Consider the following 25,427-nt stretch of genomic DNA (forward strand, 5'->3'; position numbering starts at 1 on the left):
CGATGCTTTCGCTGATCGTCTTCCTGCCCGCGCTGGTGGCCCTGGCGCTGTCCGTGCTGCCCGCGCGCCTGGGGCCCCGGGCGTTCGCCGGAGCATGGACGGCGACCGGACTCGCACAGCTCGCCCTCGTCCTCGCCCTCTGGACCGATCTCCCCGCCTCCGGGTACGGAGCGGTCGAACGGCGGGAGTGGATCCCGAGCGCCGGGATCTCCTACCACCTCGGGGTGGACGGCCTGTCCCTGCCGCTCCTCGCCCTGACGGCCGTCGTGTTCACCGCGACCGCCGTCCACTCCTGGCGCCAGGCGGACCGGCCGAAGAACTTCGTGCTGGTCTTCCTGGCCCTGCAGACGGTCAGCACGGGCCTGTTCGTCTCCCTCGACCTGATCCTCTTCTTCCTCTTCTTCGACCTGTCGATCGTCTTCATGTACTTCGTGATCGCCGGGTGGGGGATCGGCGCTCCCGCCCGCGAAGCGGCCCTGACCTTCTTCCTCTACACCTTCCTCGGCTCCCTCGCCCTGCTCCTCGGCTTCATCCTCCTCGCCCTGGCCGCCGACACCCCGACCTTCGACATCCCCGAACTCGCCGCCCTCAACCCCCTCGCCGGCGGCGGCACGTATGCGGCACTGACGCTGCTCGCCCTCGGGATCGGCCTCGGGGTGAAGACCCCGGTCTTCCCCTTCCACACCTGGCTGCCGCCCGCCCACACCGAAGCCCCCGCCGCCGGATCGGCGATCCTCGCCGGAATCCTGCTCAAGATGGGCACCTACGGCTTCGTACGGATCGCGATGCCTCTCCTGCCGGCCGGCTGGCGGCAGTTCGCCCTCGCCTTCGTGGTCATCGGCGTCATCTCGGTCGTCTGGGGAGCCCTGGTCGCCCTGGCCCAGAACGACCTCAAGCGCATGATCGCCTACACCTCGATCAACCACATGGGTTACGTCCTCCTCGCCCTCGGCGCCGCCGGGATGGTCAGCGCCGACAACGAGCAGGCCCGCCAACTGGCCACTACCGGAGCCGTCTACCAGATGGTCAGCCACGGCCTGATCACCGCCGCACTCTTCCTCCTCGCCGGCGCCCTCCACACCCGCGGCCACACCTACACCATGAGCGCCTACAGCGGACTGGCCACGCGCACACCGCACTTCGCCGCCCTGTTCTCCGTCGCCGCGTTCGCCTCTCTCGGGCTGCCCGGCTTCTCCGGCTTCATCGCCGAGTTCCAGATCCTCGCCGGCGCCCTCACCGCCACCCCCGTCGCCACCGTCATCGCCGCGACCGGCATCCTGATCACCGCCGCCCTGTTCCTGCTGGCCATCAGCCGGATGCTCACCGGCCCCGTCCGTACCCCGGACGCCCCCGGCACACCGCGGCCCTTTCCCGACCTGAGCGCCCCCGAACTCCTCTCCATCACGCCCCTGCTTGCCCTCGCCACCGTTCTCGGCCTGCTGCCGCGCCCCGTCCTGGACGTGATCGAACCCGCCGCCCGCACGCTCAACGACCTGGTCGCCAGGTGAGAAGAGGGAGAGCGACAACCACGTCATGGGCATGAGCGTGAACAGCGATCCGGCCGCCCTGGTCCCCGAGATCACCCTGCTGGTCAGTGCCGTCACCGGTCTGCTGGCCGGGGCCTGGACACCCCGCGAGCGGCAGGGGACGATCCACGTCCTGGCCGCCCTGGCCACCGTGGTGGGCCTCGTGGCCACCGCCCTCGCCGCCCGGCAGCCGGACGAGACCGTGTTCGGCACCTACGTCCTGGACACCGCCACCCACACCACCCGAGCGATCGTCCTGGTGGCGGTCCTCGCGCTGATCGCGCTGAGCCGCGACACCGTCGCCGGGCACAAACGCGAGACCGAGTTCGTCGTCCTGCTGCAACTTGGAGCACTCGGCTCGATCGCCCTGGCCGGGGCCGGGGACCTGATCATGCTGTTCGCCGCGTTCCTCCTGGCCAGCGTCCCCTTCTACGCCCTGGCCGGTTGGGCGAAACAAGGACGGGCGACCGAGGCCGCCCTGAAGTACTACCTCGCCGGAGCCCTCGCGGGAGTCACCACGGCCGCGGGCGTGACGATCCTGTTCGGTGTGGCCGGCGCAACGGACTACGAGAAGGTCGCCGACGGCATCTCCCGCGGCCCCGCCGCGGCCGCCGCCGTCGGCCTGATCGCCGTCCTGGCCGGACTGGCGTTCAAGGCCGGGGCCGTACCCGCCCACTTCTGGGTCCCCGACATCGCCGAAGGCACCCCGCCCCCGGTCGCCGCCGCCCTGACCACCGTGCCCAAGATCGGTGCCCTCGTCGCCTTCTACCGCCTCCTCGACACCGCGATCCCCGCCGCCGCGATCGACTGGCGGCTCATCACCGCCGTCCTCGCGACCGCCGGCATGACCCTGGGAAACCTCGCCGCCTTCGCCCAGACCTCAGCTCTCCGGATGCTGGGCTACTCGACCGTCTCGCAGGTCGGCTACCTCCTCATGGCCGTCGCCGTCGCCGGACGGACCCCGCTCGCCCAGCCCGCGCTGCTGCTCTACCTCGCCGCCTACGCTCTGACCAACATCGCAGGCTTCGCCGTCGTCGCGACCACCCATGAGCACCGCATCGACCGCTACCGGGGACTGTTCCACCGAGACCCGCTGCTCGCTCTCGCGCTGACCGTCGCCCTGCTCGGCCTGGTGGGAACACCCCCGACCGCGGTGTTCGTCGGCAAGCTGGAGATCTTCACCGCGGCCATGGACGGCGGACTCGCCTGGCTCGTCGTGATCGCGGCCCTCAACACCCTCGCCTCCCTCTTCTACTACCTGCGCTGGATCACCCCGGCCTTCCGCCCCGCCGAGGACGACAGCGCAGCCGTGACCCCGCCCAGCCGTTGGGCCCGGGCGGTCGCGCTGACGACCGCCGCACTGACCTTGCTGCTCGGCATCGGCAGCGGCATCGTCCTCAACGCCCTCGGCGCCTCCGGATAGTGCCCCGGGCGCTCGGGGACGGGATCGAGGTCGCGGCCGTCCGGATGGAACGGGAGCGGGAGCCGGAGTGCTGCGCGGACCGGCCGTCCCCGGCCGGGCACTTCGTCGGGGACGAGACGCCCGGCGCAGGGACACGGGAACGGGTGGTCAGCCGGCCCAGAGGACCGGGCTGTCGCGGTAGGCGTCGCCTTCCTCGAACGAGGCGGCCGCGATGGGATCGGTCTTCGTGGCGCTGAGCGAGCAGGTCTCGTAGGACGCGCCCTTGGTGGTGAAGTCGCGCGGTGCCGATGCGCTGTCGCACTTGTCCGGGAGGTCGCCCACCAGGATGACGCCCGTGGGGCCGCCGTCCGCAAGCTTTCCGCGGAGTTTCAGCGAGGAGTACGACAGGTCGGTGCCGCCGACGTTCTCCACCTTCATCCGTATGTAATAGGGCGTCATTCCCTTGGCCTTGTCGCCGAAGGCGGCCATGTCGGCCTCGGCCCCCTTCTCGATCGCCGTGACGGTCACGGCGATGGTGCCCTTCTTGTCGGTCCCGTACGTGAACGGCAGGACCGCGCGGTCTCCGATCTTGACCTTCGTGCCCGGCGCGGCGATGTCACCGGCCGGAGCGTCGTCGTCGCCGGTACCCGTGGACGGGCTCTCGCTGCTCGGGGCGGACGGCGCCGGGGCGGAGGCCGCAGGCGATTCCTGTGCCGCTGCCGAGTCCTCGCCGTCGTCGCAGGCCGTGACGCCGAGCCCCAGGGTGGCGAGGGCGACTGCGGAGACGATGCGTCCCTTGTTAATCATTTTGTCCTAACTCGCGGTGAGGGCTGTCCCTACGACAGCCGGTGCGTTCGACGGAGCGTCAACGAGGCGCGCCGAGACGCCCTATCAGGCTGAGGTGGGAATGACACAGGCTCGCCACAGCCACGGCACAGGTACGGCACACCGCCGAGGGAGTGGCTCCCGCGGCCGCCGATGACGGCGCGGGGCACGCTCGTGGCGTCGGCGGCTCGGTTTACCCCGTCGGGAAGTCCTCCGACCCCGTCAGAAGGTGATGTGGTCGCCCCAGCCGAAGGTGGCGGCATAAGCCCGTCGAACTGCTTCCCGGCCGCCTCCGCCCCTGATGCGGATGACGGCGAGCGCGAGGACGAACCAGGCGGTGAGACCTCCCGCGACGATCACAGTCCACCGAGGGCCGGAGAAGCTCGCGACAACGATCAGAGCGATGATCGTCGCGGCCAGCCCGATGTGGGCGCCCCCGATCTCCGTGGGGGTTCTCTCGCCGTCGCCGCTTGTCATAGGAGCCCCTGCCCGGAGATCGCACTGTTCTGCGTCAGAGCAGATTACGGGGCTCTGCCGACGTCCTCGGCAGAGCCCCGCGACGGAGCGGGACTGCCCCGGGCGGCACCGGACGGCCAGAACGATCACGTGGCTGGACGCGTACGGGGCGTGAAGACCTGGAAGACGCCACGCGACCCCGTACTACGCGGCCAAGAAGGCCCGTGTCGAGCACCTCTACGGCGGCGGTGAAGCCGCGCGGCCGGCTCGACAGCGGCACGCCGGCCGGTCTCGCCCGGCAACTGGCAGGCCGAGGCCTTGGTCTCGGCGACGTGCACGAGGGTGACAAGGGCGGGTCGACGGAGCGTTCACGGTTGGCCAGGACAGACGTGGGCGAACCGGCCCCGCCATGTCCGAACCGTATCCACGTGCAGGCGGTTCTCGGGCGGCGACTGCCGCTGATGTGGTGCCAGGTCACCGATCACGGCCCGGCACGGCCTGGGCCCTCACGTCAACCCCGACGGACTTCCAGCGTTACCCACTCAGCGTCGCAGTCGGCCCCTGCGCGTTGCAGACGGCAGTGTGACGACAGGACCTAGGAGTCCCAGTAGTTGAGCGGTGCCGAGCCCACACTGTGACCGCGCCGGTCAAGGATGCGCCCCACGTGCTTGACCGTGCGGAGCACCACCGCGCGCTCCGTGATGCGCAGGTCCAAGTGCGCCAGGCGGCTGTTGAGCAGCGCCTCGGTGGTGTGAACCTCGGAAAGGGCCGGCAGCCAGATATCGAGCATCAGATTGTGCGCACCCGCCGTAATGCTGCACATGCGCAGACCCGGCAGGGTGCGCAGTGCGTTCACGGTCTCGTCGAGATGCTGGGCGGGCACCGAGCCGAAGTAGACGACCGAGACCGGGAAGCCGGTCAGCGGCCGGGCAAGGGCGCAGCGCAGCGAGAGCCGCCCGGTGCCGGTCAGCACACGCAGCCGGCGCCGCACGGTCGCGGCCGAGGCGCCGACGCTCTCGGCCAGGTCCGTGAGGGGCATCCGCCCGTCGGCGCCGAGGGCGAGGGCGATGCGGCGATCGAGGGGCCGCAGCGGTTCGTCGGGCAGCGCGGGTCGCTCCACGGCGAGCGCGCCGCGCTGCTGCCGGGTCAGGCTGCGCAACCGCCAGGAGGCTCCCTCGAAGGGCGCCGCGGTGATGACATGGCTGCGCACGGCGCGCACCCCGGGCAACTGCGACATCCGCTCGCCGGAGAGCCGGGCCAGGCCGTCCAGGTCGGCGGCGGCGACGATCGCCAGCAGGTCGCGGCCGCCCGAGGTCTGCTTCAGGCTGAGCACCTGGGGATCACGTGCGAGGAGCCCGATCGAGGCCTCGCTCAGCCGTCCGTTCATGTCGATCTCGACCTGCGCGTAGACGCCCTCGTCGTGGTCGGGCGACAGATAGCCGTCGACCCAGGCCACGCCCGCACCCACCAGGCGCTCCCAACGGCGGGCCACCGTGACCGCGTCCACTTCCAGGACCTTGCCCACCCGCACCCAGGGCACCCGCGGCTGGATCTGCAGGGCATGCACGATGGCCAGATCCAGCTCGTCCAGGGCGGGTGCGCGGGGTGTGTCCGTGTCCATGAAAGCTGCCGAATCCTGCGTCGAAGCCGTTGTGGTGAAGGATTCCGGCGATTTTACACAGTCGTTATCCCTCATGCCGAGGATCGTCGCCCATGAGCCATGCACTGTTCTCCTCCCTGCGCATCACCCGGGCCCGCCTCGTCGACGGCACCGGCGCGGACCCTGTGACGGACGCCGTCATCGACATCGACGACGACGGCACCATCGCCTACGCCGGACCGGCCGCCACGGCGCCCACGGCGCCCGCCAGGGCCCGGACGGTGGATGCCGCGGGCCGCACGGTCCTGCCGGGTTTCATCGACACCCACGTCCACCTCGCCGTCGAATCACCGCGCCAGATGGTCCGCCGCCACGAAGGCGATCCGACGCTGGAGATGTTCCGTACCGCCGAACGGCTGCGCATCACTCTGGAGGCGGGCATCACCACCGCCCGCGACCTGGGCGGCCTGCCGGCCGGCTACCGCGACGCAGTCGCCGCGGGCCTGACCGTGGGGCCCCGCCTGCACACGGCGGTGCGCATCCTCAGCCACACCGGCGGCCACGCCGACTTCCGCTCGGAGTGCGGCTTCGACCCCAGTGCCGGGGTGGGCGAGATCGCCGACACTCCCGACGAGGTCCGGGTCGCGGTGCGTCGCCTGCTCCGCTCCGGCGCCGACGTGATCAAGCTCTGTGCGACCGGCGGCATGAGCAGCCCCTACGACCAGCCCGACGACGAGGGGCTGACCGTCGAAGAGATCCGTACGGTCGTCGACGAGGTGGCCCGGCACGGCGGCCGCCCCGTGGCGGCCCACGCCCAGGGCACCGCGGGCATCGTCAACGCCATCCGCGGCGGCGTCAGCAGCGTCGAGCACGGCTACGGCCTCACCGCGCGGGCCCGTGAACTGGCGGGCGAACAGGGCACATTCGTGGTACCGACCCTGTCCACGGTGTTCGACGGCATCGACCGGTCGACCATGGAGCCCTTCCACTACGAGAAGAAGGTCCGCTGGTCCGGCATCACCCGCGAGAACATCGCCGCCGCCATCGCCGACGGTGTGCGCATCGCGATGGGCACCGACGCGGCGATGGTGCCGCACGGCCGCAACCTGCGTGAGCTCTCCCACCTGGTGTCCCTGGGCATGACCCCGGCCCGGGCCATCGAGGCGGGCACCCGCCACGCCGCCGAACTGCTCGGACTCTCCGCCCAGATCGGCACGCTCGAGACGCGCAAGCACGGCGACCTGGTGATGTGCGAGGGCGACCCGCTCGCGGACATCTCCGTACTGTCCGACCCGTCCCGCATCCTGCTCGTCGCCCAGCGCGGCGTCGTACGCAAGGACACCCTCGGCCTGGCCCGCACCGCTCCGGCGGCCGACAGCGCGCAATCGGAAGGAGCCGCCGGATGAGCCCCTCGGCCACCACGGTGAAGACCCCGGCGGGCGGACCGTCTCAGCGGTCCGCGCTCGACAAGGTCATGAACGGCATCGAGCGCGCCGGCAACAAGCTGCCGCACCCGGTGCTGCTCTTCCTCGGCCTGTTCCTGATCATCGGCACGGTCTCGACGGTCTTCGCCGCCACCGGCACCACGGTCACCGTGCCCGGCGAGGACGAGACACTCGCGGTCAAGGGGCTGTTCACCGGCGAGGGGGTGCGCTGGCTGCTCGAGAGCTTCATCCCGAATTTCACCGGCTTCCCCTCCCTGGGCACCGTCCTGCTGATGATGGCCGCGGTCGGTGTGGCCGAGAAGACGGGCCTGCTCGAGACGGCCGTCCGTGCCTCCATCGCACGGGCCCCGCGGCCGCTGCTGCCCTATCTGGTCGCGTTCGTGGCCTGCCAGGCGCACCTCATGAGCGACGTGGCGATCCTGGTGATCCCGCCGCTGGCCGCTCTGGCCTTCAAGAACGCGGGCCGCAACCCGATCGCCGGCCTCATCGGCGGTTTCGCCTGCACCTGCGCGGGCTACGCGGCGGGCTTCTCGATCGGCGCGCTCGACGCGCTCTACACCGGCATCACCCACCAGGCCGCCGCGGTCGTGCCGGGCGGCGAGAGCGCCCCCACGCACATCCTGATCAACTACTTCTACACCGCCGCGGCCAGCTGCGTCCTCGCCCTGATCGGCGGCTTCCTGATCTCCCGTGTCCTCGAGCCCCGGCTGCCCCAGCCGGACCCGGCCGCGGAGGCGGCGGCCGACGCCGCGGAGGAGGACGGTGCCGGGGCCGAGGACGGGGCGACCGCCCGCCCCTCGGTCACCGTCACCGCCCGGCAGCGCACCGGCCTGCTGCGCTCGGGCCTGGCCGTCCTGCTGTACGCGGCCGTCGTGGTCACCTGCTGGCTGCTGCCGGGCTCCCCGCTGCGCGGCGAGGGCGGCGCGCTGGTCCCCTCGCCGGTCCTGGACGGCATCGTGCCGCTGCTGTTCGTCGCCTTCGTCCTGGCCGGTGTCGTGTACGGCCGTACGGTGGGCACGCTCAAGCGGGCCGAGGACGCGCCCCGCATGATGGCCGAGTCGATCACCGGGATGTCCGGGTACATCGTCCTGATCCTGGTGATCTCCCAGGTCATCGGCGTGTTCGGCTGGTCCAACGTCGGCACCCTGCTCGCGGTGAACTCCGCCAACCTCCTGGAGTCCGCGGGCCTGACCGGCTTCACGGGCCTGGTCGTGTTCGTCCTCCTCGTCTGCGTCCTGAACCTGTTCGTCACCTCGGGCTCGGCCCTGTGGTCGCTGGTCGCGCCCGTCTTCGTCCCGGCGTTCCTTCTTCTGGGCATGGAACCGGCCGTCACCCAGGCGGCGTTCCGGATCGGCGACTCCGCGACCCAGATGATCACGCCGCTGAACCCGTACGTCTTCCTGATGCTGACGATTCTGCGTCGCTACGAACCCAGCGCGCAGCTCGGCACGGTCCTCTCCCGCCTCTCGGTGTTCGTCATCCCGTTCCTGATCGCCTGGCTCGCGGTCCTCGGCCTCTTCTACGGCCTGGGCCTGCCGCTGGGCCCGGGCGCGGACATCCACCGCTGACCCGGCGCATCGCCTGTGGGCGCCAAGGTCTTCCGTACGAGGGCGCCAAGGCCTCCGAACCACGTGGATCATTGCGGTCGTTCTCTGACCGGCGGCCCTGCGGTGGCAGGGCCGCGTCGTGGACCGCACCATCGATGGGAAGACGGAGATGACCCTGACCCGAGGAGGCCCTATGGCGATGGAAGCCGATCCCGCAATTCTGCGCGAGCTGGTCAACCGATACGACGAACTGCAGAGTCTTGACGCGTCCCACTGGGACCGCACGGTCAGGCCGGGCACCGAGGGCACGCTCTACACGCTCTGCGTGCTGACCGGCATTCGCGACGAGTCGAAAGCTCTGGCTGCCGCCCGTAGCTCACTCCCGGCTCCCGACCTGCCCCAGAGGTCCCCGCGCAACCCAGCGTCCTGACAGATCCGGCAGCCGCCCCGGCGTCACGGCTACGGGCCGCTCCGCGCGAGAACTACCAGATCAGAGGCCTGTCGACACAGGTCTCTGATCTCTTTTTCGAGCCGGCGACATCGGGCGTGTGTCCGGGGGCGGCTACTGGGCGCCCGGGAGCGGCGGTCCCGTCGGACCCGGCACGCTCCACATTTCGTGGCCCGTACAACTCGCCGAACCGCGACACACCGGCCCACTGCGCCCGCTCATTTCGCGCTTGATGCGAGAATTTCGTGCGCCCGCGTGCGCTGGTGGCGAATAGCCGATCTTTCACCGTATTGTTATTTGCTTTCGAGCGTGCACGCTCAAGAGTGAATTTAGCGGAACTTTGACGGCGGACTTGCCGCGCAAGCGCATCGCTCCACGCAGGAACCTGTGCGAAGGCGTCCGCGTATTCATCCGTCAACTGGCTTCCCGCTGTGCGGCATTGGCGTGCGCATCAGAGAGCTTCACGAAAGCCATTCGAGTTGCCTCTTACACCTCGGATCCGGCGCAGTCGAGCACGCAAAGCAGTGATTGCACCCCACATCAACATCTCCATAGCGTGGCCGCAGTGACGTTTCACGATGCGGACGGGAATGCGCCTACGCATCCCCGGACATCGATGGGGCCGACGGGCACAGCAAGCCGTCAGAGCCGCCTCAGGGAAACGCGCAACCACGAATCCGCGGTCCCGCCACGAGCCCGACCGCCTCCCTCCTTCAGGAGCGGCACACCATGACCGACACAACCAACGTCCTGACCGGCTGGTTTCCCCAGGCTGTCGTCTTCGACTGCGACGGCACCTTGATGGACACCGAAAGCCACTGGCAGGACGCGCGCAACCAGGTCTTCCGGGACTTCGGCATCCACCCCGCTCCCGGCTTTGCCGAGCGGGCCAAGGGCGTCCATTACATCGACTGCGGCCGGCTGATGGCCCAGGAGGCGGACAAGCCCAAGCTGGCAGCGGAGATGACCGACTCGCTGCTGCGCCACTTCACGGTCCAGGTCGCCGAGGACCCGGTCACGATGCCGGGCGCCGCCGACTTCGTGCGTCGGCTCTCCGGCAGCCTGCCGCTCGCTGTGGCGAGCAACTGTCCCCTGTCGGTGGTGGAGTCGAGTCTCGACCGGGCCGGACTGCTCGGACACTTCGAGCATGTGGTGGTCCCGAGCGAGGAGGGTCCCGCGGGTGTGGGTGGGGAGCATGTTCGCCCGAAACCCTGGCCGGACGTCTACGCGACGGCCGCCCGTCTCTGCGGTGCCGCATCGGAACAGGCCCTCGCGGTCGAGGACTCGATGACGGGGATCGAGTCGGCGCTGCGGGCCGGGCTCCGTGTGGTCGGGGTGGGACCGCGCCCGCGGCCCGAGGACGCGGCACGGGCCGACCTGTGGGTGCCGGCCCTGAACGCTCCGGATCTGTCGGCCTGGGTGGAGTCCTGGCCGGCCGACGGGGCACGGGAGTAGGCCGGCACACCCTCAGTCCAGCAGGGTGCTGATGTCCTCCACGACCGCGCGGGCGGACGTGAAGAGCATGCCGATGCCCACCGCGCCCGGATCGGGAACGCCTTCGGCGCGACTCCCGAGGTAGCTGGAACGTCCCATCCGGGCGCGCAGGCGCGCGGTCTCCCTCACGCCGGCCCAGGCCGCGTCGGCGGCCCGCTCCAGGGATTCCCCCGGCAGGGTGTCCGCCGGGGCGGTCAGGAGGGCCTCGGCCGCCGGACCCAATGCGTCGACCAGGGTCTTGTCGCCGGGCGCCGCGTCACCCACTCGGCGGATGGCCGCCAGCCCCTCTCCCGCTCCGGCTGCGAGGGCCGGCGTGGTGGCGGCCCCGGCGTCGGCCACGGCTACGGCCAGTGCCTGGAACAGCAGGCCGAACAGGGGCCCGCTGGTGCCGCCGACATCGTCCAGGAAGGCGGTGGCCGCCGCGTGGAGGGGAGCGGCGGGGTCGTCGCGGGATGCGGGGTCGGCGTCGAGACGTCGCAGGGTGGAGGCGGCCCCGGTGCTGAGGTTGATGCCAAAGTCGCCGTCGCCCACCTCTTGGTCCAATGAGGTGAGGCCGCCCTTGGCGGCCTGGGCGGACTGCACGAACCGGCGCATCCAGGCGTCGGTGGAGAACGCGTCGGGGGACGTGGTGGTCGTCATGGGGTGCCTCCCGTGCTCGGGGGATCTCTGTCGGGCACGGCCGCGTGTCGCCGCCGTTTCCTTTCACCAGTGCAGGGCGGCGGTCCGCACGGGCGCGTCGAACAGGCGCAGTACCTGGGTATCGGCGGTCAGCAGGGTTATGGAGAAGCCGCGCATGTCCAGGGAGGTGATGTACTCACCGACGAGGGAACGGGCGAGCTCGATTCCGCGTGCGTCGAGGAGGTCGCCGAGTTCGGCGTGGACCGCGTACAGCTCCAGCGGGGTGACGGCCCCCAGACCGTTGACCAGGGCGATGACGGAGGCGCCCCGGGCTGGGCCGAGCGCTTCCAGGAGCGCCAGGACCATGCGCTCGACGAGTGGGCCGAGGGGCCCTCGGGGGATGGTCCTGGGGGCGCGCTCGCCGTGGATGCCGACGCCGTACTCCAGTTCCTCCGGATCGAGCGGGAAGGCGGGTCTCCCGGTCGTGGGCGCGGTGTGGGCGGCCGAGGCAACGGCCAGAGTGCGGCAGCTCGCCGCGAGACGGGTGCCGAGCTCCTGGAGTTCCTGGAGGCCGAGGCCGGTGTCGGCCGCCGCCCCGAGTGTCTTCTCGATCAGGACGGTGCCGCCCGTGCCCCGCCGGCCCGCGGCGATGTCCCCGGAGTCGGTGGCGAGGTCGTCGTCGACCAGGACACGGGCACAGGGAACGCCGTGGTGGGCGAGCCGTTCGGCGGCGATGCCGAAGTTGATCCGGTCGCCGGTGTAGTTCTTCACGATGTGCAGCACGCCCTGGGACCGTGCGGCGGCGAGGGATCCTTCGTACACCTGCCGGTTGTGCGGCGAGGCGAAGACGAGCCCCGGGCAGGCGACGTCCAGCATGCCCCGTCCGACGTAGCCCGCATGCAGCGGTTCGTGGCCCGATCCTCCACCCGACAGGAGGCCGACCCTCCGCGCGGGCGCGGTGTCGCGGGCGAGGAGGAAACCGTGGCCGGAGTCGAGCGTGAGCAGACTCGCGTGGGCGCGGGCGAAGCCCCGCAGGGCGTCCGGTACCAGGGAACCTTCACCGTTCTCGAAATACGATGCCATGCCGGTCCTCCGTCGTCGACGGCCACGAGCGGCCGGGCCGGGCCCCTCCCGCCGAGGTGATGTACATGCTGCGCCCCCGGCCACCACAGAGCAATTCGTAGGAAAATCGGTCATTCATTCGTATGCACCTCGCGCAGGCTGCCGATGCGCACCGTTCCGGCACCGGCGCCGCCCATGAGGACGGCAGCGTGCGACCGGCTGGGTATTCGACAGTCGTCCCGAGACTGGCTTGCGTAGGATCCGCGTTCGGAAAGCGGTCCACCGAATTTTGGTCGATGGCCGCGCGGGTGAACCGCGTCCCCTTTTCGCGCTTTTCCGCCGCGCTTCACTCGACCGGCTCTTTTGTTCATCGCGCGCCTCCGTCCTGATGAGGAACTGATTATCGCGGTGCGGGCCGAAACCGGCCGTGGCAAAGCCGGGCATTCGGAACTCCCGTAGCCGCTGTCTCGACGCATGGTGTTTCCGGAGACCCGGCGTCGGCGAGTAACGGCCCACTTCTCCCGGGTCGTTGCAGTGTTCGGCTCGCGAGAGCGGCGAAGCTCCCCCTCGGCGGGCTGACGGGGTGTTGGGTGGGTCGGCGTGAGGGGCCTGAGGGGCCTGGGGGGCTGCTGCCCGGGCTCGCGACGCGTTGTAGAGTGCCGAAATAGCCCTTGACCTGCAAAAGCAGGCAGGGAGCCTACTCGTGGGAGTGCTCCGATGATGCGCACCTTGTTCAAGTCCAAGATCCACCGCGCCACCGTCACCCAGGCCGATCTGCACTACGTCGGTTCCGTGACGGTCGATGCCGCCCTGATGGAGGCGGCCGACCTGCTCCCCGGCGAACTGGTCCATATCGTTGACATCGACAACGGCGCCCGCCTGGAGACGTACGTCATCGAGGGCGAGCGCGGCTCCGGTGTCATCGGGATCAACGGCGCCGCCGCGCACCTCGTACACCCCGGTGACCTGGTCATCCTGATCAGCTACGCACAGGTCGACGATGCCGAGGCGCGTGCTTTCGTGCCGCGGGTCGTGCACGTGGACGCGGACAACCGGATCGTGGCGCTCGGATCCGACGCCTCGGCGCCGGTTCCCGGGTCCCGTACGGAGCGGAGCCCGCAGGCCGTCGTCGCGGGCGGTTGAGTTCGCCGCCCGTGGTTCCGGGCGAGCGACGTCCAGGTTCACGAACGAGAGAGCAGGGGTCATGACCGAGAAGGCGGCTGTGGAGATCAGGGACGACCGGGAGCACGGCAGTCTCGTGGCGTACGAGGACGGCAAGCCGGCCGGGACCATCGCGTACTTCGTCATGGATCCGGCTCCCGGCGCGCTGGTGGCCGTGCACACCGTCGTCCGGCCCGAGCACGAGGGCAAAGGCATCGCGGGGGCCCTGGTCCGGGAGTTCTACACGATGGCCGCCCGCGAGGGAGTTCCCGTCGTTCCGCTCTGCCCGTACGCGGCGAAGTGGGCGCGGCGTCACCCCGACGAGGCTCCCGAAGCGCCGGAGGCGCTCGTCCAGGAGGCGCAGCGGCAGCTCAGGAACCATCCCGAGCTGTTCTGAGGCCCGGCGCTGGGCGGCGGGCGGTGTGCGGAGCGGTCCCCGGCCCGCCGCCCGCCGTTAACCGCGTGCCGGGCGGGGACGCCGCCGCGGAACAGGGGCCCGTCGTCCGGATGGGCGTGGACGACGGAACGCTCGGCACGGGCAGGCCGGACACTTCTCGTGTCGACGGCTCGGTCGCGGATCCGGCCCGATCCGGCCCGGGGCGGCTTACCGGAGTCGTGGCCGGTGCGGGACGGTCCGGCGCACACCGTCCCGCACCGCTCTGTCGCCGGGCGCAGGTGTGGACTCGGCAGGCGCGGGCAGCCGCTCCGGGAGACGGTGGAGGAAAGCTCCATCTATCCCTTTCATGCCGTTGTGGAGGATCGCGATGACCCACCCGTACCCCGACCCCGTACCGCCCGCGCCGACGCCTCCGCCCGTACCCGGTCCGCCCACTCCGGTCCCCGGTCCGCCGCCCGTGCCGCCGGGCCCCGGGCCGGTGCCGCCCGGCCCCGCGCCGGACCCGATCCCGCAGCCGCCCGCGCCGGGCCCCGACCCCGTACCGGATCCGGAGCCCGAACCGCAGCCCGCAGGCACGTGACCGGTGGCCGGCCGGTCCGCCCGGACCGGCCGGCTCCGGCCCGCCGGGTCCCGGGTGTTCGGGGCCGACGGGCCCGTTCAGCCGCCCCGTTCAGCCGCCCCGTCGATCAGTGCGTCCGCGTGCGCGAGACCGCTCTCCGCCGCGATCTCGTCCAGTGACTGCGCGTCCCGCACGGTCACGAACGTCACCTGCCGGCCGTGGCCCGGACCGTCGCCCCGCCCCGGCACCGCCCGGAAGCCGTACACCGCCGGACGGGGCAGGCTGTTGTACGCCCACGGGGTGGAGAAGTAGTACGCCCCCGTGTCGTACAGCACGACCAGATCGCCCTCGGCCAGTTCCGGCAGCTCCCTGCCGTACGCCACCACGTCCCCCGCGAAGCAGCACGGCCCCGCCACGTCCTGCGCCAGGGGCGGGCCGCCCTTGGGCGCGCCGTCCGGGCCGAACGCCCCGATCCGCAGCGGCCAGGCGTCGGGCATGAGGACGGTACGGGTGGCGGTCTGCGCTCCCGCGTGGGTGAGCGCGATCCGCCGGCCCCCGGCGTCCTTCGTGTACTCCACCCGGGCTCCGATGAACCCGTTCTTCGCCAGCAGGGAGCGGCCGAACTCGGTGACCAGGGAGTAGCGGCCCGAGAAGAGGCCGGGCGCGGCGGCCGTCAGGGCCGCCACGTACTCCGGGTAGGTGGGGCGTACGGTCTCGTCGGCGAAGTTGACCGGCAGGCCGCCGCCGATGTCGAGGCTGGTGACCCGTCGGACGCCCGGCGTCGCGTTGATCTCCTCGGCCAGCTCGTACGTCTGCGCGACCCCGGCCGCGATCAGGTCCAACGGGCAGCCCTGGGAGCCCACATGGGCGTGCAGCCGGGTCAGCCACGGTCGCTCCCGGAAGGCCTCCACGATCGCCTCGCGGGCCCCCGGGTCGCGCAGCGCGACCCCGAACTTCGAGGTGTCGGTCGCCGTGCTCATCGGCCCGATGGACCCTCCGCCCACCTGAGGGTTGACCCGCAGCCCGAGGACCGAGGCGGTGCCCGGGGCACGGAGGGCGTCCACACGGCGCAGTTCGTCGAGGCTGTCGGCGTTGACGGCGACGCCGAGGGCGAGCGCCAGGCGGATCTCCTCGCGGGTCTTCGCGGGGGAGTCCAGGACGATCCGGGACGCGGGGAACCCGGCTTCCAGGGCCAGCCGCAGCTCGCCGGGGCTCGCCACCTCGCACCCCATCCCGCAGTCGGCGAGCAGCCGCAGCACCGGGACGAGGGAGCAGGCCTTGGCCGCGAAGGTGTGCAGCACCCCGGGCGTGGCGGCGAAGGCGTCGTGCAGGGCGCCGACGGAGGCCCGTACGCCCTCCGTGTCGATGAACCCGGCGACCGGGCTGCCCTCGCCCAGCAGCCCCCGCCCCGCAGCCGCCCGGACGACGGCGTCGAAGCGGGCGGCCGGCGGTTCCCCACCGTCCCCGTGGTGTGCGGAGGTCGTCTGCGTCATACGGCCAGAGTCCCTGATGGCTGCCCCCGGGTCTTCGGCGGAACGGGGGCGCCCGGTCGCCCGGACCCGGGCCGGTGAGCGCCCCCGGGGATCAGGCGATCAGGCCGACCACGGCCTCCGGCGTCAGCATCCGGAAGGTGAAGGCCTGCTGGAAGTAGAGGTGGACGCTCGTGGCGTCGTGGTCCGCGTAGCCGATCGACAGGTCCTGGCCCAGGCAGAGTTCGAAGTCCCCGCCCCGGGTGGACAGCAGCACCCCGCCCTTGACCGCGGGCGCCCACAGGATCTCGTCGTCCACCAGGCGGCTCAGATGCGTCTTGACCGGGTACCCGTGGTCCGAGGTCTCGGCGGCCTCGGTGAACGCGTCCGCACCGAGCAGCAGCCGGTACGGTCCGTCGACACCGGCCAGCCGCAGCCGCGTCACGGCCTGGCTGACCGCCACCGGATAGTCCCGCGCGTCGGCGGGCAGCGGGAGGGGATCGTGCGAGGAGCCGTCCCGCAGGCCGGTGATCCCGGCCGCCCCGTACCCGTCGATGATCGCCATGTCCTCGGCGAACGCACAGGTGCGCGCCGCGTCCTTGACGGGCTGCCAGTCGCTGTCGGCGGAGCCGCGCTCCACGTCGTCCACGGCCTGGCGGGTCACCGTGAACGGCACCCGCCACTCGATGACCGGCGTCGACGTCCGGGCCCGGGCCGCCACGTCCGGGGTGGGCGGATCGATGTCGGTCAGATGGCCGTCGCCGACGGCGGCCAGTGTCGGACCCGCCGGGTCGGACACGTCGACGACACGGCGGCCGGCGACATGGCGGCGGAAGGTGCGCCGGGCCTCCTCCTCGATCTCCTCCCAGGCGGACGGGGTGACCGGCGCGAGTTCGCGGTGCAGATTGTTCATCACTGGGCGCTTTCTTGCAGGCTGCCGATGCGCAGCGAACCGTGGTCCGCCCCGGCCGCGGGAGGCTCCTGCCGGACCGGTGCGGGCACCGGTTCCGGCAGGTTGCCGGTGCGCGCGGGGGCGGGCGGGGGCGGCGGAGCGTCGAGGAAGTCGGCGCGGGGGGCGAAGAAGAGGGAACCGGTGACCGCCGTGGAGAAGTCGAGGATGCGGTCGTGCGTTCCGGGCGGATCGCCGAGGAACATGTTGCGGAGCATCCGCTCGGTCACGTCGGGATCGGCGGCGTACCCGATGAAGTACGTACCGAACTCGCCCTTCCCGAAGCTCCCGAACGGCATGTTGGCCCGCAGGATGTCCCGTTCGGTGCCGTCCGGGTCGGTGATCGTGTTGAGCGCCAGATGGGAGTCGGCGGGTTTCTCGTCGTCGGGGAACTCCACGTCGTCCGACTTGGTGCGGCCGATGACGCGTTCCTGCTCCTCCACGGAGAGCGCGTTCCAGGACGTCAGGTCGTGCAGGTACTTCTGTACGACGACGTAGCTGCCGCCCTCGAATTCCGGGTCGTCCTCCGCCCCGACGAGCGCCGCCGAGCGGGCGTCGTCGCCCACCGGGTTCTCCGTACCGTCCACGAAGCCGAGCAGGTCGCGGTGGTCCAGATAGCGGAAGCCGTGCGTCTCGTCCACGATCCGCAGCGCTCCGCCGAGCTTGTCGAGCAATTGGGCGGCCCACGCGTAGCAGACGTCCATCCGCTCGGCCCGGATGTGCAGCAGCACGTCGCCCGGGGTCGCCGGGGCATGGTGGAGAGGGCCCCGCAGCTCCGGGAACGGGTGGAGGTGGGCCGGGCGCGGCCCGGCGAACAACCGGTCCCAGGCGCTGGAGCCGAAGCCCGCGACACAGGCGAGACCGGCGTCCGGGTAGCGGAAGCCGAGGGACCGGGCGACCGCGGCGAGATCGGGCAGCACGTCCCGCACCGCGCTCTCGCCGCCCGGCTCGATCGTGCCGACCAGGAACAGCGCCGCGTTGGTCAACGGCGCCACGACGGGCTGGACGGAGACGGGATCAGGGACGGCGTCGGGCATGCGCGCACTCCACTACGACGGTGTACGGACGGCGGTTACGACGGTGTACGGGCGGTGGCGGACCGCCGGTGGCGCACCGTCGGCCGCCGCGGGCCACGGCGAACAGGGCCCGCAGCCACTAACCCACGCCCCGTCCCCGGCCGCACGCCGGGAGCGTCCGGCCGGGGGAGCGCGGCAACGCACGGGCCGGGTGAGCCGGTCGAGCGCGCGGTCGAGGCGCGGGAACACCGGGCCCCGCGTGCCCCCTCCTCCTCGAGCGGGGCGTCAGCCGTCGTGCAGGGCCCTCCGCAGGGCGTCGACGGCGAGCCCGCGAGCGACGTTGGCGGCGCGGGTGTCGCGCAGGCTGTCCAGGAGGAGGAAGTCGTGGACCATGCCCGCGACCCGGACGGACGTCACGTCCACGCCGGCCTCGCGCAGCCTGTTGGCGTACTTCTCGCCCTCGTCGCGCAGAACGTCCGCCTCGTCGGTGATGACCAGCGTGGTGGGCAGGCCCCGGAGCTGCTCCAGTGAGGCCCGCAGCGGCGAGGCGTACACCTCCGACCGGTGGGCGATGTTGCCCGTGTAGGCGTCCCAGAACCACTTCATGCCGTCGCGGGTGAGGTAGTAGCCCTCGGCGAACCGGAGGTACGAAGGGGTGCTGAAGTCGGCGTCGGTGACCGGGTACAGCAGGACCTGCGCCCTGAGGTCGATGCCCCCGCGCTCCTTGTTCATCAGCGCGAACACCGCCGCCATGCAGCCGCCGACCGACTCGCCGGTGACGGCGATCCGCGAGGTGTCCAGGCCGTGTTCCGCGCCGTGCTCCGCGACCCACCGGCCCACGGCGTAGTTCTGCTCGACCTGCGTGGGGTACTTCGCCTCGGGTGCGCGGTCGTAGACGGGGAAGACGCCCGCGGCCCCGGCTCCGACGGTGAGTTCGCGGAAGAGGCGGTCATGGGTACGGTCGTCGCCGAACACCCAGCCGGCACCGTGGATGTAGAACACCACCGGCAGCGGTCCGGTGGCCCCCTTGGGACGGATGACGCGGGTGCGGACCGTACCCCACTGGCCCGCGTCCACGTCGACCCATTCCTCGTCCACCTCGGGGCGGGGCACGCTCTCGTCGCTCTGCAGGCCGAGCAGGATCTCGCGGCCCTTCTCCGGGGGGACCTCGTAGATCCTCGGATGCGGGTCCGTGGCCTCGCACAGTGCCCTCGCGGCGGGTTCGAGGTAGGGCGTGATCGGAGGGGGAAGCGGGGCATCGGTCATGTCGACTCCCTGTCGTGGGCGTGCGTGCGCCTTGGTCGAACGGCTTCGCGGGCCGCCGCAGGTTTCCGCCCCCGCCCGGGGCCCGCCCCCTGTTCCATCCTCGCCCTCCGTCCGGCGAGCGCAACCGCGCCGGGCGCTTCGAACACGGAAGGCGTGTCAGCTCTCCACCTCGGTCCTGTCGCCGCCCCAGAGGGTGTGGAACGTCCCGTCGCGGTCGGTGCGGCGGTAGGTGTGCGCGCCGAAGTAGTCGCGCTGGCCCTGGGTGAGCGCGGCGGGGAGGCGTTCGGCGCGCAGTGAGTCGTAGTAGGCGAGGGCGGCGGCGAAGGCAGGCGTGGGGACGCCTTGGGTGACGGCGGTGGCCACCACGGTGCGCCAGTCGTCCTGAGCGGCGGCGATCTCCTCCGCGAAACCCCGGTCGGCGAGGAGGCCGACCATGCGGGGCCGGGCTTCGTAGGCGCCGGTGATCCTGTCGAGGAACGCGGCCCGGATGATGCATCCGCCGCGCCAGATCGAGGCCACCGCGCCGAGGTCGATGTTCCAGCCGTACTGCTCGCTGCCGGCCGCGATCTCGTGGAAACCCTGGGTGTAGGCGACGATCTTCGAGGCGTACAGCGCCTGCTCGACCCGGTCGGCGAAGGCCGCCGCCTCGTCCTCGCCGAGCGTACGGGCCGCCGGTCCGGCCAGGTGGCGTGAGGCATCGCGGAGGTCGGCGTGGCCCGAGACGGAGCGGGCGAAGACGGCCTCGGCGATCCCGGAGACGGGAACCCCGAGGTCGAGGGCGATCTGCACGGTCCAGCGGCCGGTGCCCTTCTGCTCCGCCCGGTCGAGCACGACGTCCACGAAGGGCTTCCCGGTCGCCCCGTCGACGTGCGAGAGCACTTCCGCGGTGATCTCGATGAGGTAGGACTCCAGGCGCCCGGTGTTCCAGGTGCGGAAGATGTCCGCGATCCGCGCGGGGGAGTACCCGGCCACGTCACGGAGCAGCTGGTACGCCTCGCCGATCAGCTGCATGTCCGCGTACTCGATGCCGTTGTGCGTCATCTTCACGAAGTGTCCGGCGCCGTCCGGCCCGACATGCGTGACGCACGGAGCACCGTCCTTCGCCTTCGCGGAGATCTTCTCCAGCATCGGCCCGAGCGAGGCGTACGATTCCTCGCTGCCGCCCGGCATGATGCTCGGTCCGTCGAGCGCGCCCTCCTCGCCTCCGGAGATGCCGGTGCCGACGAAGTGGATGCCCCGCTCGCGCAGCTCGCGCTCCCGGCGGCGGGTGTCCTCGAAGTGCGCGTTGCCCCCGTCGATGATCACATCACCGTTCTCCAGGAGGGGCGCGAACTCTCCGATCACCGCGTCCGTGGCCTCCCCTGCCTTCACCATGATGACCAGCCGGCGTGGCCGCTCCAGGGCCGCCACGAAATCCTCGGCACTCCCGGTCGCGACGAAATCACCCTCGTCGCCGAAGTGTTCGACGAGCTCACGGGTGCGAGCGGCGGTGCGGTTGTGCAGGGCGACGGTGTATCCGTTGCGGGCGAAGTTCCGGGCCAGGTTGCGTCCCATGACGGCGAGTCCGGTGACGCCGATCTGCGCGGTGCCGCTCATCTGTGTGCTCCTGGGGTTGCGAGGACGTCGGTGGGGCCGGCGGTGCCGGGGCGGGCTTCGGGCAGGGGAGTACGGACCCGGGGACAGGCGCGTTCGGGGACGGGACGCTCGCCGGCGGCCCGCTCAGGGCGCGGGCGGAGTGGCGGCACCCCCGGTGGCGGGGTCGGCGCCGGGCGCCGGACCGGCCTCCAGGAGCGCCTCGTCGTCCCCCGGCTCGGGGATCACGTGCATCGCGGCCTCCTCGGCCGACGCCGCCGCCCCGTCGATGCCCACGTCGCTGGCGGTGAGGGTGGCCGGGACGCTTCCGTCCGCCTGCTGGGTCAGCCGACCGGCGCGGGCGACACCGACCTCGTCGTCCCACGGCTCGCCGTCGCCGCCCACCAGATCGCCCACGCCGTCACCGGCGGAACCGTCCGGCTCGGGCACCTCCCTGGTCAGCCGCGCGTCCAGGGACTCGCCGGTGTGCCGCTCGCCGGCCGTGGTGCCGAGGCCGTCGACGGCCCAGGGGCGGTCCGGCGGCGCGTAGCCCTCGTCCAGGGGGTCGCCGGTGCCGGACGGATCCATGAGCGTGTCCCCGGCGTCGAGCTGTTCGCCGGGGTCGGAAGCCTCCGGTTCCTGGGGCTGGTAGACGTCGTCCCCCCAGTCGGTGTCGCTCATGGCGCGTCCTTTCCTCCGGGAGTACCGCGTACCACTGTCCCCTGTACGCAATTCCACTCCGGTCCCGCTCCGGCCGCAAAGGGAAGATCGGGTCCCGGGGCCCGATACGGGCCGCGCGGACCGGTCCGTCCGCAGGTCGCGGCCCGTTCACCGCGCATCCGGGGAGCCGGGCGCCGGGCGGGACCCGCCCTCGGCCCCGGCCGGTGCGACCGCCGCGATCCCCGGCGCACGGCCGGACCGCCGTGCCGGACCCCCTGGGGCTCCCCGCCCGGAGCGGCGCACCGTCCGGGCGGCGGCGGGCCCCGTCGACGCCGAGCCCGGGGGCGGGCCCCCACCCGCGCCGCGTCGGGACCTCCCGCCTACCCGAAGCCGCCCGAGCGGGCCAGCCAGCGGCCCCCGTGCCGGGACACCTCGATGGGGCGGCCGAAGCAGGCGGTCATGCGCTCCCGCGTGAGGACGTCCCCGACCGGCCCCGCGGCGAGGACCCGCCCCTCACGCAGGAGCAGGGCGTGACCGATGGCCGGGGAAAGCTCCTCCACGTGGTGTGTGACCGTCACCGTCGACAACTCCGCACGGTTCAGGGCGAGATGACGCATGGTGTCGACGAGGTCCTCGCGGGAGGGCAGATCGAGTGCGTTGAACGGCTCGTCGAGCAGCAACAGCGCCGGATCGGCCATGAGGGCGCGGGCGATGAGGATCCGGGCGCGCTGACCGCCCGAGCAGACACCGTACGGGCGGTCGGCGAGCTCCTTGACGTGGAGTTCGGCGAGCAGCCCGTGGGCGCGCTCGCGCACCTCGTCGCCGTACGACTTCCACAGCGGCTGGACGGTGCCGGTGTGGCCGGTGAGCACGGTGGTGAGGCCGGTCAGATCCCCCGGTACGCGCTGGGAGGTGGAGACATGGCCGATGCGGGCGCGCAGCTCCCGCACGTCGACGCGGCCGAGCCGGTGGCCGAGGACGTCGACCGTGCCGGTGGTGGGGAAGGCAGTGGCGCCGACCAGCCGCAGGACGCTGGTCTTGCCCGCCCCGTTGGGGCCGAGCAGCGCCCAGTGCTCGCCCGCCCGGACGGTCCAGTCCAGGCTGTCGAGGATGACCTGGCCGGTGGTGTGGCGGCGCATGCTCACGCCGTGGAGGGCGGCGACGACGCGCCCGTGACTGTTGCCGCTGTTCTGGTCCATGCCGTCCTGTGGCCCCTTCGCCTCGGTGAGTACCGCGTCCGTCGCACGGAGGGTAGCTGTAGGCGGCATTCATGCGCGTGGATGACTGCATCGCGGACACGGACCGGCCCTGGCGGTCTCTCCCCGGCTCCCGCCGGGGCGGTCCTCAGCGCCGGGCCAGGGCGAGCAGGCTCAGCCCGAACATCAGGACCCCCAGGGGGAGGTGGACCGACGGAAGGTGCGCGATACCGACCGCGACCTGCACCGAAGCCAGGACCAGGAAGCCGGACGCGTGCAGGACGGGCCGGGGCGACCCGCCACCCGGCTTCCAGGCCAGTACCGCCGCGAGGAGGTACAGCATCGACGCCCCGTACATCACACGCGCACCGACGCTGTGCAGGGCCTCCCCGTAGGACGAGGTCAGCAGCAGTCCGGAGGAGACGGCCTGGAGGAAGATCGTCAGTGTCTGGAGGGCGATCGCGATCCGCAGGAACGGGAACGCGCGCCGTGTCGCCGTCGGAGTGGTCATGCCAGGCCCCTTTTCCGCCCGTGGGCAGCCGATCGATAAGGTCTCACCAACCCGACGACACGGGCCGGCGAAAGGTAAGGCGAGGGAGGCCGGAGCATGGGGGCGGCGAGGGCGGGCGCCGAGGTGACGGCCGGTGAGCGCGGCCGACTGATCAATGTGGCCTACCGGTTGCTGGGATCGCTCGCCGAGTCCGAGGACGCCGTGCAGGAGGCCTTCGCGCGCTGGTACGCACTGCCGCGGAGCCGGCGGGACGCGATCGTGTCGCCCGGCGCCTGGCTGACCACCGTCACGGGCCGCATCTGCCTGGACGTGCTCGGCTCGGCGCGGATCCGCCGTGAACGCTACGTCGGCGCGTGGCTGCCCGACCCCCTGCCGGACCCCGTCGAGCGCGGGGGCGGCCGGGACGGTGACCTCGCGGACCGGATGGTCCTGGACGAGTCGGTGACCATGGCCTTCCTCGTCGTCCTGGAGACGATGACCCCCGCCGAGCGCGTCGCGTTCGTCCTGCACGACGTCTTCCGCTACCCTTTCGCGGAGATCGCCGACGTGCTCGGCCGGACCCCCGCCGCCTGCAAGCAACTCGCCTCCTCAGCCCGGCGCCGGGTGCCCGATGCCCGGACGCCGGTGGCGGCGGACGCGCGGACCGACGTGGTGCGGCGGGTCAAGGAGGCCTGGGAGGAGAAGAACATCGCGGCCCTCGTGGACCTCCTGGACCCGTCCGCCGTGATGACCGCGGACGGCGGAGGCCTGGTCGGCGCCGCCCTGCGCCCGGTCGAGGGTGACGCGCGCATCGCCTCGTACATGGTCGCCATCGCCGACCGGGCCCCGGGGCTGGAACTCCTTCAGCGGTCGGTCAACGGTGCGCCGGGCCTGGTGGCCCTGCGGGACGGCGTCGTCCTGACCGTGGCCGCGTTCGACGTGACCGACGGCCGCGTCGCCCGGATCTGGGTGGTCCGCAACCCGGAGAAGCTGCGGCCGTGGGCGCCCCGGGGGTGACGGCGGCCGCTACCCGCGCAGGTCGAGCCGCATCAGAACGCGGGGGTGGCCGGCCAGGACCGAGGTGGTGTCGGCGGCGTGGGTGAACCCGGCCCGCTCGAAGTTCTTCCGGACCCCGGGGTACGCCATCGTCGTATCCACCTTGGCGCCACCGCTGTCGAGCGGGTACGCCTCGATCGCCGGCGCACCGTGGGCGCGGGCGAACTCGACCGCACCGGCGATCAGTTCGTGCGAGATCCCCTGCCCGCGGTGGCCGGGACGCACCCGGACGCACCACAGGGACCAGACCGGAGAATCGTCGACGTGCGGGATCGTTCGACTGCGGGCGAAGGAGGTGTCCGCGCGCGGTGCCACGGCCGCCCACCCCACCGGTTCGTCGCCGTCGTAGGCGAGCACCCCCGGCGGGGGCTCCGTACGGCACAGTCCGGCGACGTACTCACCGCGCGCCGGACCGCGGAGCTCGGCGTTGAGCTTGGCGGGAATCCGGTGGCTCAGACACCAACAGACGTTGGCCTCGGGTGACTTCGGGCCGACCAGCGTACGTACGTCTTCGAACACCGAGGCCGGGCGAACTGCGATGGTCATGGCCCAACGATGACACGGGCCCCCGCCGGGGCCCCGGACCGTCGCTCGCGCCGTGGCGCCACCCCCGGCGGCCGGTCGAGGCCTCGGCCCCGGGCCCGGCGCATCCTGCTGCCGGGGACCGGAGCCCCGCGGTGGTCTCGGCGCGGCCACCGCTTCACGGGGAGCGGCTCAGCGCCCGGAGCCGACGACGGCGGTGACGCGGATCTCCACGCGCATGGCGGCGAGGCCGAGAACGGTGACGCCGGTCTCCGTCCAGATCGGCGCGCGGCCGTCGAGGCGACGACGGAACTGCTCGGTCATGACCGAGTTGTGGTCGTCGCCGATGGCGTCGTCTCCGGGTGCGACCTTGTGGTACGAGTTGACGTGGATGACGTCCTTCCACGTCGCGCCGACCGTGGCGAGCGTGCGTTCGACGTTGTCGAATGCCTGGACGATCTCGTCCTCCAGCGAGTCGGGGATGACCAGGTCGTCATCGACTCCGGCCTGGCCGGAGGTCTCGACCCGGTCGCCGACCCGGACGGCCCCGCTGTAGCCGTGGGCCTCGTGCAGCTTCTCGCCGAAGCCCGGGGTGATGCCGAAAGTGACGGTGTCCATGATGCTTCCTCTTCTCGCTCACGGCGGGTGTGTTTTCTCTTCCATGACTTCACGCGTAAAGTGAGACTAGCAA

The 25,427-nt window shown here is 71.8% G+C and carries 24 protein-coding genes; 9 read left to right on the forward strand and 15 right to left on the reverse strand.

Annotation, left to right across the window (positions count from 1 at the left end):
• Positions 1 to 2: 2 nt before the first annotated feature.
• The gene (locus DTB53_RS20990; protein WP_012378068.1) at positions 3 to 1,508 is read left to right on the forward strand and encodes a complex I subunit 4 family protein; all 1,506 of its coding nucleotides are present in this window, start codon (positions 3 to 5) and stop codon (positions 1,506 to 1,508) included.
• A gap of 25 nt (positions 1,509 to 1,533) precedes the next feature.
• On the forward strand, positions 1,534 to 2,949 hold the full coding sequence (locus DTB53_RS20995; protein WP_012378067.1) for an NADH-quinone oxidoreductase subunit N: 1,416 nt from the start codon (positions 1,534 to 1,536) through the stop codon (positions 2,947 to 2,949).
• A 147-nt stretch (positions 2,950 to 3,096) separates the two neighbouring features.
• Here the strand turns inward: DTB53_RS20995 and DTB53_RS21000 are convergent, their stop codons facing one another.
• The 3 genes from DTB53_RS21000 to DTB53_RS21010 form a co-directional block, all read right to left on the reverse strand.
• Positions 3,097 to 3,735 (reverse strand): hypothetical protein, encoded by a 639-nt coding sequence (locus DTB53_RS21000; RefSeq protein ID WP_003964671.1) that lies wholly within the window; start codon positions 3,733 to 3,735, stop codon positions 3,097 to 3,099.
• Between the two features lie 240 nt (positions 3,736 to 3,975).
• A complete protein-coding gene (locus tag DTB53_RS21005) occupies positions 3,976 to 4,230 on the reverse strand; it encodes a hypothetical protein (RefSeq protein ID WP_030700387.1) in 255 nt (84 codons plus the stop codon).
• A 574-nt stretch (positions 4,231 to 4,804) separates the two neighbouring features.
• On the reverse strand, positions 4,805 to 5,830 hold the full coding sequence (locus DTB53_RS21010) for an Lrp/AsnC family transcriptional regulator (RefSeq protein ID WP_012378065.1): 1,026 nt from the start codon (positions 5,828 to 5,830) through the stop codon (positions 4,805 to 4,807).
• A 92-nt stretch (positions 5,831 to 5,922) separates the two neighbouring features.
• On the opposite strand from DTB53_RS21010, the gene DTB53_RS21015 reads away from it, so the two are divergent.
• The 4 genes from DTB53_RS21015 to DTB53_RS21030 all read left to right on the forward strand — a co-directional run bounded on the left by DTB53_RS21015 (position 5,923) and on the right by DTB53_RS21030 (position 10,704).
• Positions 5,923 to 7,215: a metal-dependent hydrolase family protein gene (locus DTB53_RS21015; RefSeq protein WP_012378064.1), complete on the forward strand. Its 1,293-nt coding sequence runs from the start codon at positions 5,923 to 5,925 to the stop codon at positions 7,213 to 7,215.
• Entirely contained in the window at positions 7,212 to 8,822 is a 1,611-nt protein-coding gene (locus tag DTB53_RS21020) for an AbgT family transporter (RefSeq protein WP_003964666.1), read from the forward strand. Before DTB53_RS21015 ends, DTB53_RS21020 begins: the two co-directional genes overlap by 4 nt.
• Positions 8,823 to 8,994: 172 nt before the next feature.
• Positions 8,995 to 9,231 carry a DUF5133 domain-containing protein gene (locus DTB53_RS21025; RefSeq protein ID WP_003964665.1) on the forward strand — a complete coding sequence of 79 codons (237 nt, stop codon included), beginning with the start codon at positions 8,995 to 8,997 and terminating at the stop codon, positions 9,229 to 9,231.
• A 747-nt stretch (positions 9,232 to 9,978) separates the two neighbouring features.
• Entirely contained in the window at positions 9,979 to 10,704 is a 726-nt protein-coding gene (locus DTB53_RS21030) for an HAD family hydrolase (protein WP_012378062.1), read from the forward strand.
• A 12-nt stretch (positions 10,705 to 10,716) separates the two neighbouring features.
• Here DTB53_RS21030 and dhaL read toward each other — a convergent pair whose 3' ends face one another.
• The gene (gene dhaL, locus DTB53_RS21035; protein WP_012378061.1) at positions 10,717 to 11,382 is read right to left on the reverse strand and encodes a dihydroxyacetone kinase subunit DhaL; all 666 of its coding nucleotides are present in this window, start codon (positions 11,380 to 11,382) and stop codon (positions 10,717 to 10,719) included.
• 63 nt (positions 11,383 to 11,445) lie between these two features.
• Entirely contained in the window at positions 11,446 to 12,444 is a 999-nt protein-coding gene (locus tag DTB53_RS21040) for a dihydroxyacetone kinase subunit DhaK (RefSeq protein WP_012378060.1), read from the reverse strand.
• Between the two features lie 696 nt (positions 12,445 to 13,140).
• On the opposite strand from DTB53_RS21040, the gene panD reads away from it, so the two are divergent.
• Both panD and DTB53_RS21050 read left to right on the forward strand, forming a co-directional pair.
• Positions 13,141 to 13,566: an aspartate 1-decarboxylase gene (panD, locus tag DTB53_RS21045; RefSeq protein WP_003964661.1), complete on the forward strand. Its 426-nt coding sequence runs from the start codon at positions 13,141 to 13,143 to the stop codon at positions 13,564 to 13,566.
• Positions 13,567 to 13,627: 61 nt separating this feature from the next.
• Positions 13,628 to 13,981: a GNAT family N-acetyltransferase gene (locus DTB53_RS21050; RefSeq protein WP_012378059.1), complete on the forward strand. Its 354-nt coding sequence runs from the start codon at positions 13,628 to 13,630 to the stop codon at positions 13,979 to 13,981.
• Between the two features lie 657 nt (positions 13,982 to 14,638).
• On the opposite strand, the gene DTB53_RS21060 is transcribed toward DTB53_RS21050, so the two are convergent.
• The 8 genes from DTB53_RS21060 to DTB53_RS21095 all read right to left on the reverse strand — a co-directional run bounded on the left by DTB53_RS21060 (position 14,639) and on the right by DTB53_RS21095 (position 23,179).
• Positions 14,639 to 16,033: a type III PLP-dependent enzyme domain-containing protein gene (locus DTB53_RS21060; protein ID WP_012378058.1), complete on the reverse strand. Its 1,395-nt coding sequence runs from the start codon at positions 16,031 to 16,033 to the stop codon at positions 14,639 to 14,641.
• A 91-nt stretch (positions 16,034 to 16,124) separates the two neighbouring features.
• Positions 16,125 to 16,922, reverse strand: coding sequence for a family 1 encapsulin nanocompartment shell protein (locus DTB53_RS21065; protein ID WP_012378057.1), 798 nt, complete (start codon positions 16,920 to 16,922; stop codon positions 16,125 to 16,127).
• Positions 16,922 to 17,995, reverse strand: coding sequence for a Dyp-type peroxidase (locus tag DTB53_RS21070; RefSeq protein ID WP_012378056.1), 1,074 nt, complete (start codon positions 17,993 to 17,995; stop codon positions 16,922 to 16,924). Before DTB53_RS21070 ends, DTB53_RS21065 begins: the two co-directional genes overlap by 1 nt.
• Before the next feature lie 264 nt (positions 17,996 to 18,259).
• A complete protein-coding gene (locus DTB53_RS21075; protein WP_012378055.1) occupies positions 18,260 to 19,240 on the reverse strand; it encodes an alpha/beta hydrolase in 981 nt (326 codons plus the stop codon).
• Between the two features lie 156 nt (positions 19,241 to 19,396).
• Positions 19,397 to 20,836 carry an NADP-dependent phosphogluconate dehydrogenase gene (gene gnd, locus DTB53_RS21080; RefSeq protein ID WP_012378054.1) on the reverse strand — a complete coding sequence of 480 codons (1,440 nt, stop codon included), beginning with the start codon at positions 20,834 to 20,836 and terminating at the stop codon, positions 19,397 to 19,399.
• Between the two features lie 123 nt (positions 20,837 to 20,959).
• Positions 20,960 to 21,493 carry a DUF5709 domain-containing protein gene (locus DTB53_RS21085; protein ID WP_012378053.1) on the reverse strand — a complete coding sequence of 178 codons (534 nt, stop codon included), beginning with the start codon at positions 21,491 to 21,493 and terminating at the stop codon, positions 20,960 to 20,962.
• 359 nt (positions 21,494 to 21,852) lie between these two features.
• Complete coding sequence (locus DTB53_RS21090; RefSeq protein WP_003964649.1) at positions 21,853 to 22,671, reverse strand: ABC transporter ATP-binding protein; 819 nt, start codon at positions 22,669 to 22,671, stop codon at positions 21,853 to 21,855.
• A 145-nt stretch (positions 22,672 to 22,816) separates the two neighbouring features.
• Positions 22,817 to 23,179: a hypothetical protein gene (locus tag DTB53_RS21095; protein ID WP_012378052.1), complete on the reverse strand. Its 363-nt coding sequence runs from the start codon at positions 23,177 to 23,179 to the stop codon at positions 22,817 to 22,819.
• 96 nt (positions 23,180 to 23,275) lie between these two features.
• On the opposite strand from DTB53_RS21095, the gene sigJ reads away from it, so the two are divergent.
• Positions 23,276 to 24,175: an RNA polymerase sigma factor SigJ gene (gene sigJ / locus DTB53_RS21100; protein ID WP_012378051.1), complete on the forward strand. Its 900-nt coding sequence runs from the start codon at positions 23,276 to 23,278 to the stop codon at positions 24,173 to 24,175.
• 9 nt (positions 24,176 to 24,184) lie between these two features.
• On the opposite strand, the gene DTB53_RS21105 is transcribed toward sigJ, so the two are convergent.
• Both DTB53_RS21105 and DTB53_RS21110 read right to left on the reverse strand, forming a co-directional pair.
• Positions 24,185 to 24,760, reverse strand: coding sequence for a GNAT family N-acetyltransferase (locus tag DTB53_RS21105; RefSeq protein ID WP_012378050.1), 576 nt, complete (start codon positions 24,758 to 24,760; stop codon positions 24,185 to 24,187).
• 168 nt (positions 24,761 to 24,928) lie between these two features.
• Positions 24,929 to 25,354: a Rid family hydrolase gene (locus tag DTB53_RS21110; RefSeq protein WP_012378049.1), complete on the reverse strand. Its 426-nt coding sequence runs from the start codon at positions 25,352 to 25,354 to the stop codon at positions 24,929 to 24,931.
• Positions 25,355 to 25,427: the final 73 nt, after the last annotated feature.

This window comes from Streptomyces griseus (assembly GCF_900460065.1).
Classification (GTDB): domain Bacteria; phylum Actinomycetota; class Actinomycetes; order Streptomycetales; family Streptomycetaceae; genus Streptomyces; species Streptomyces griseus.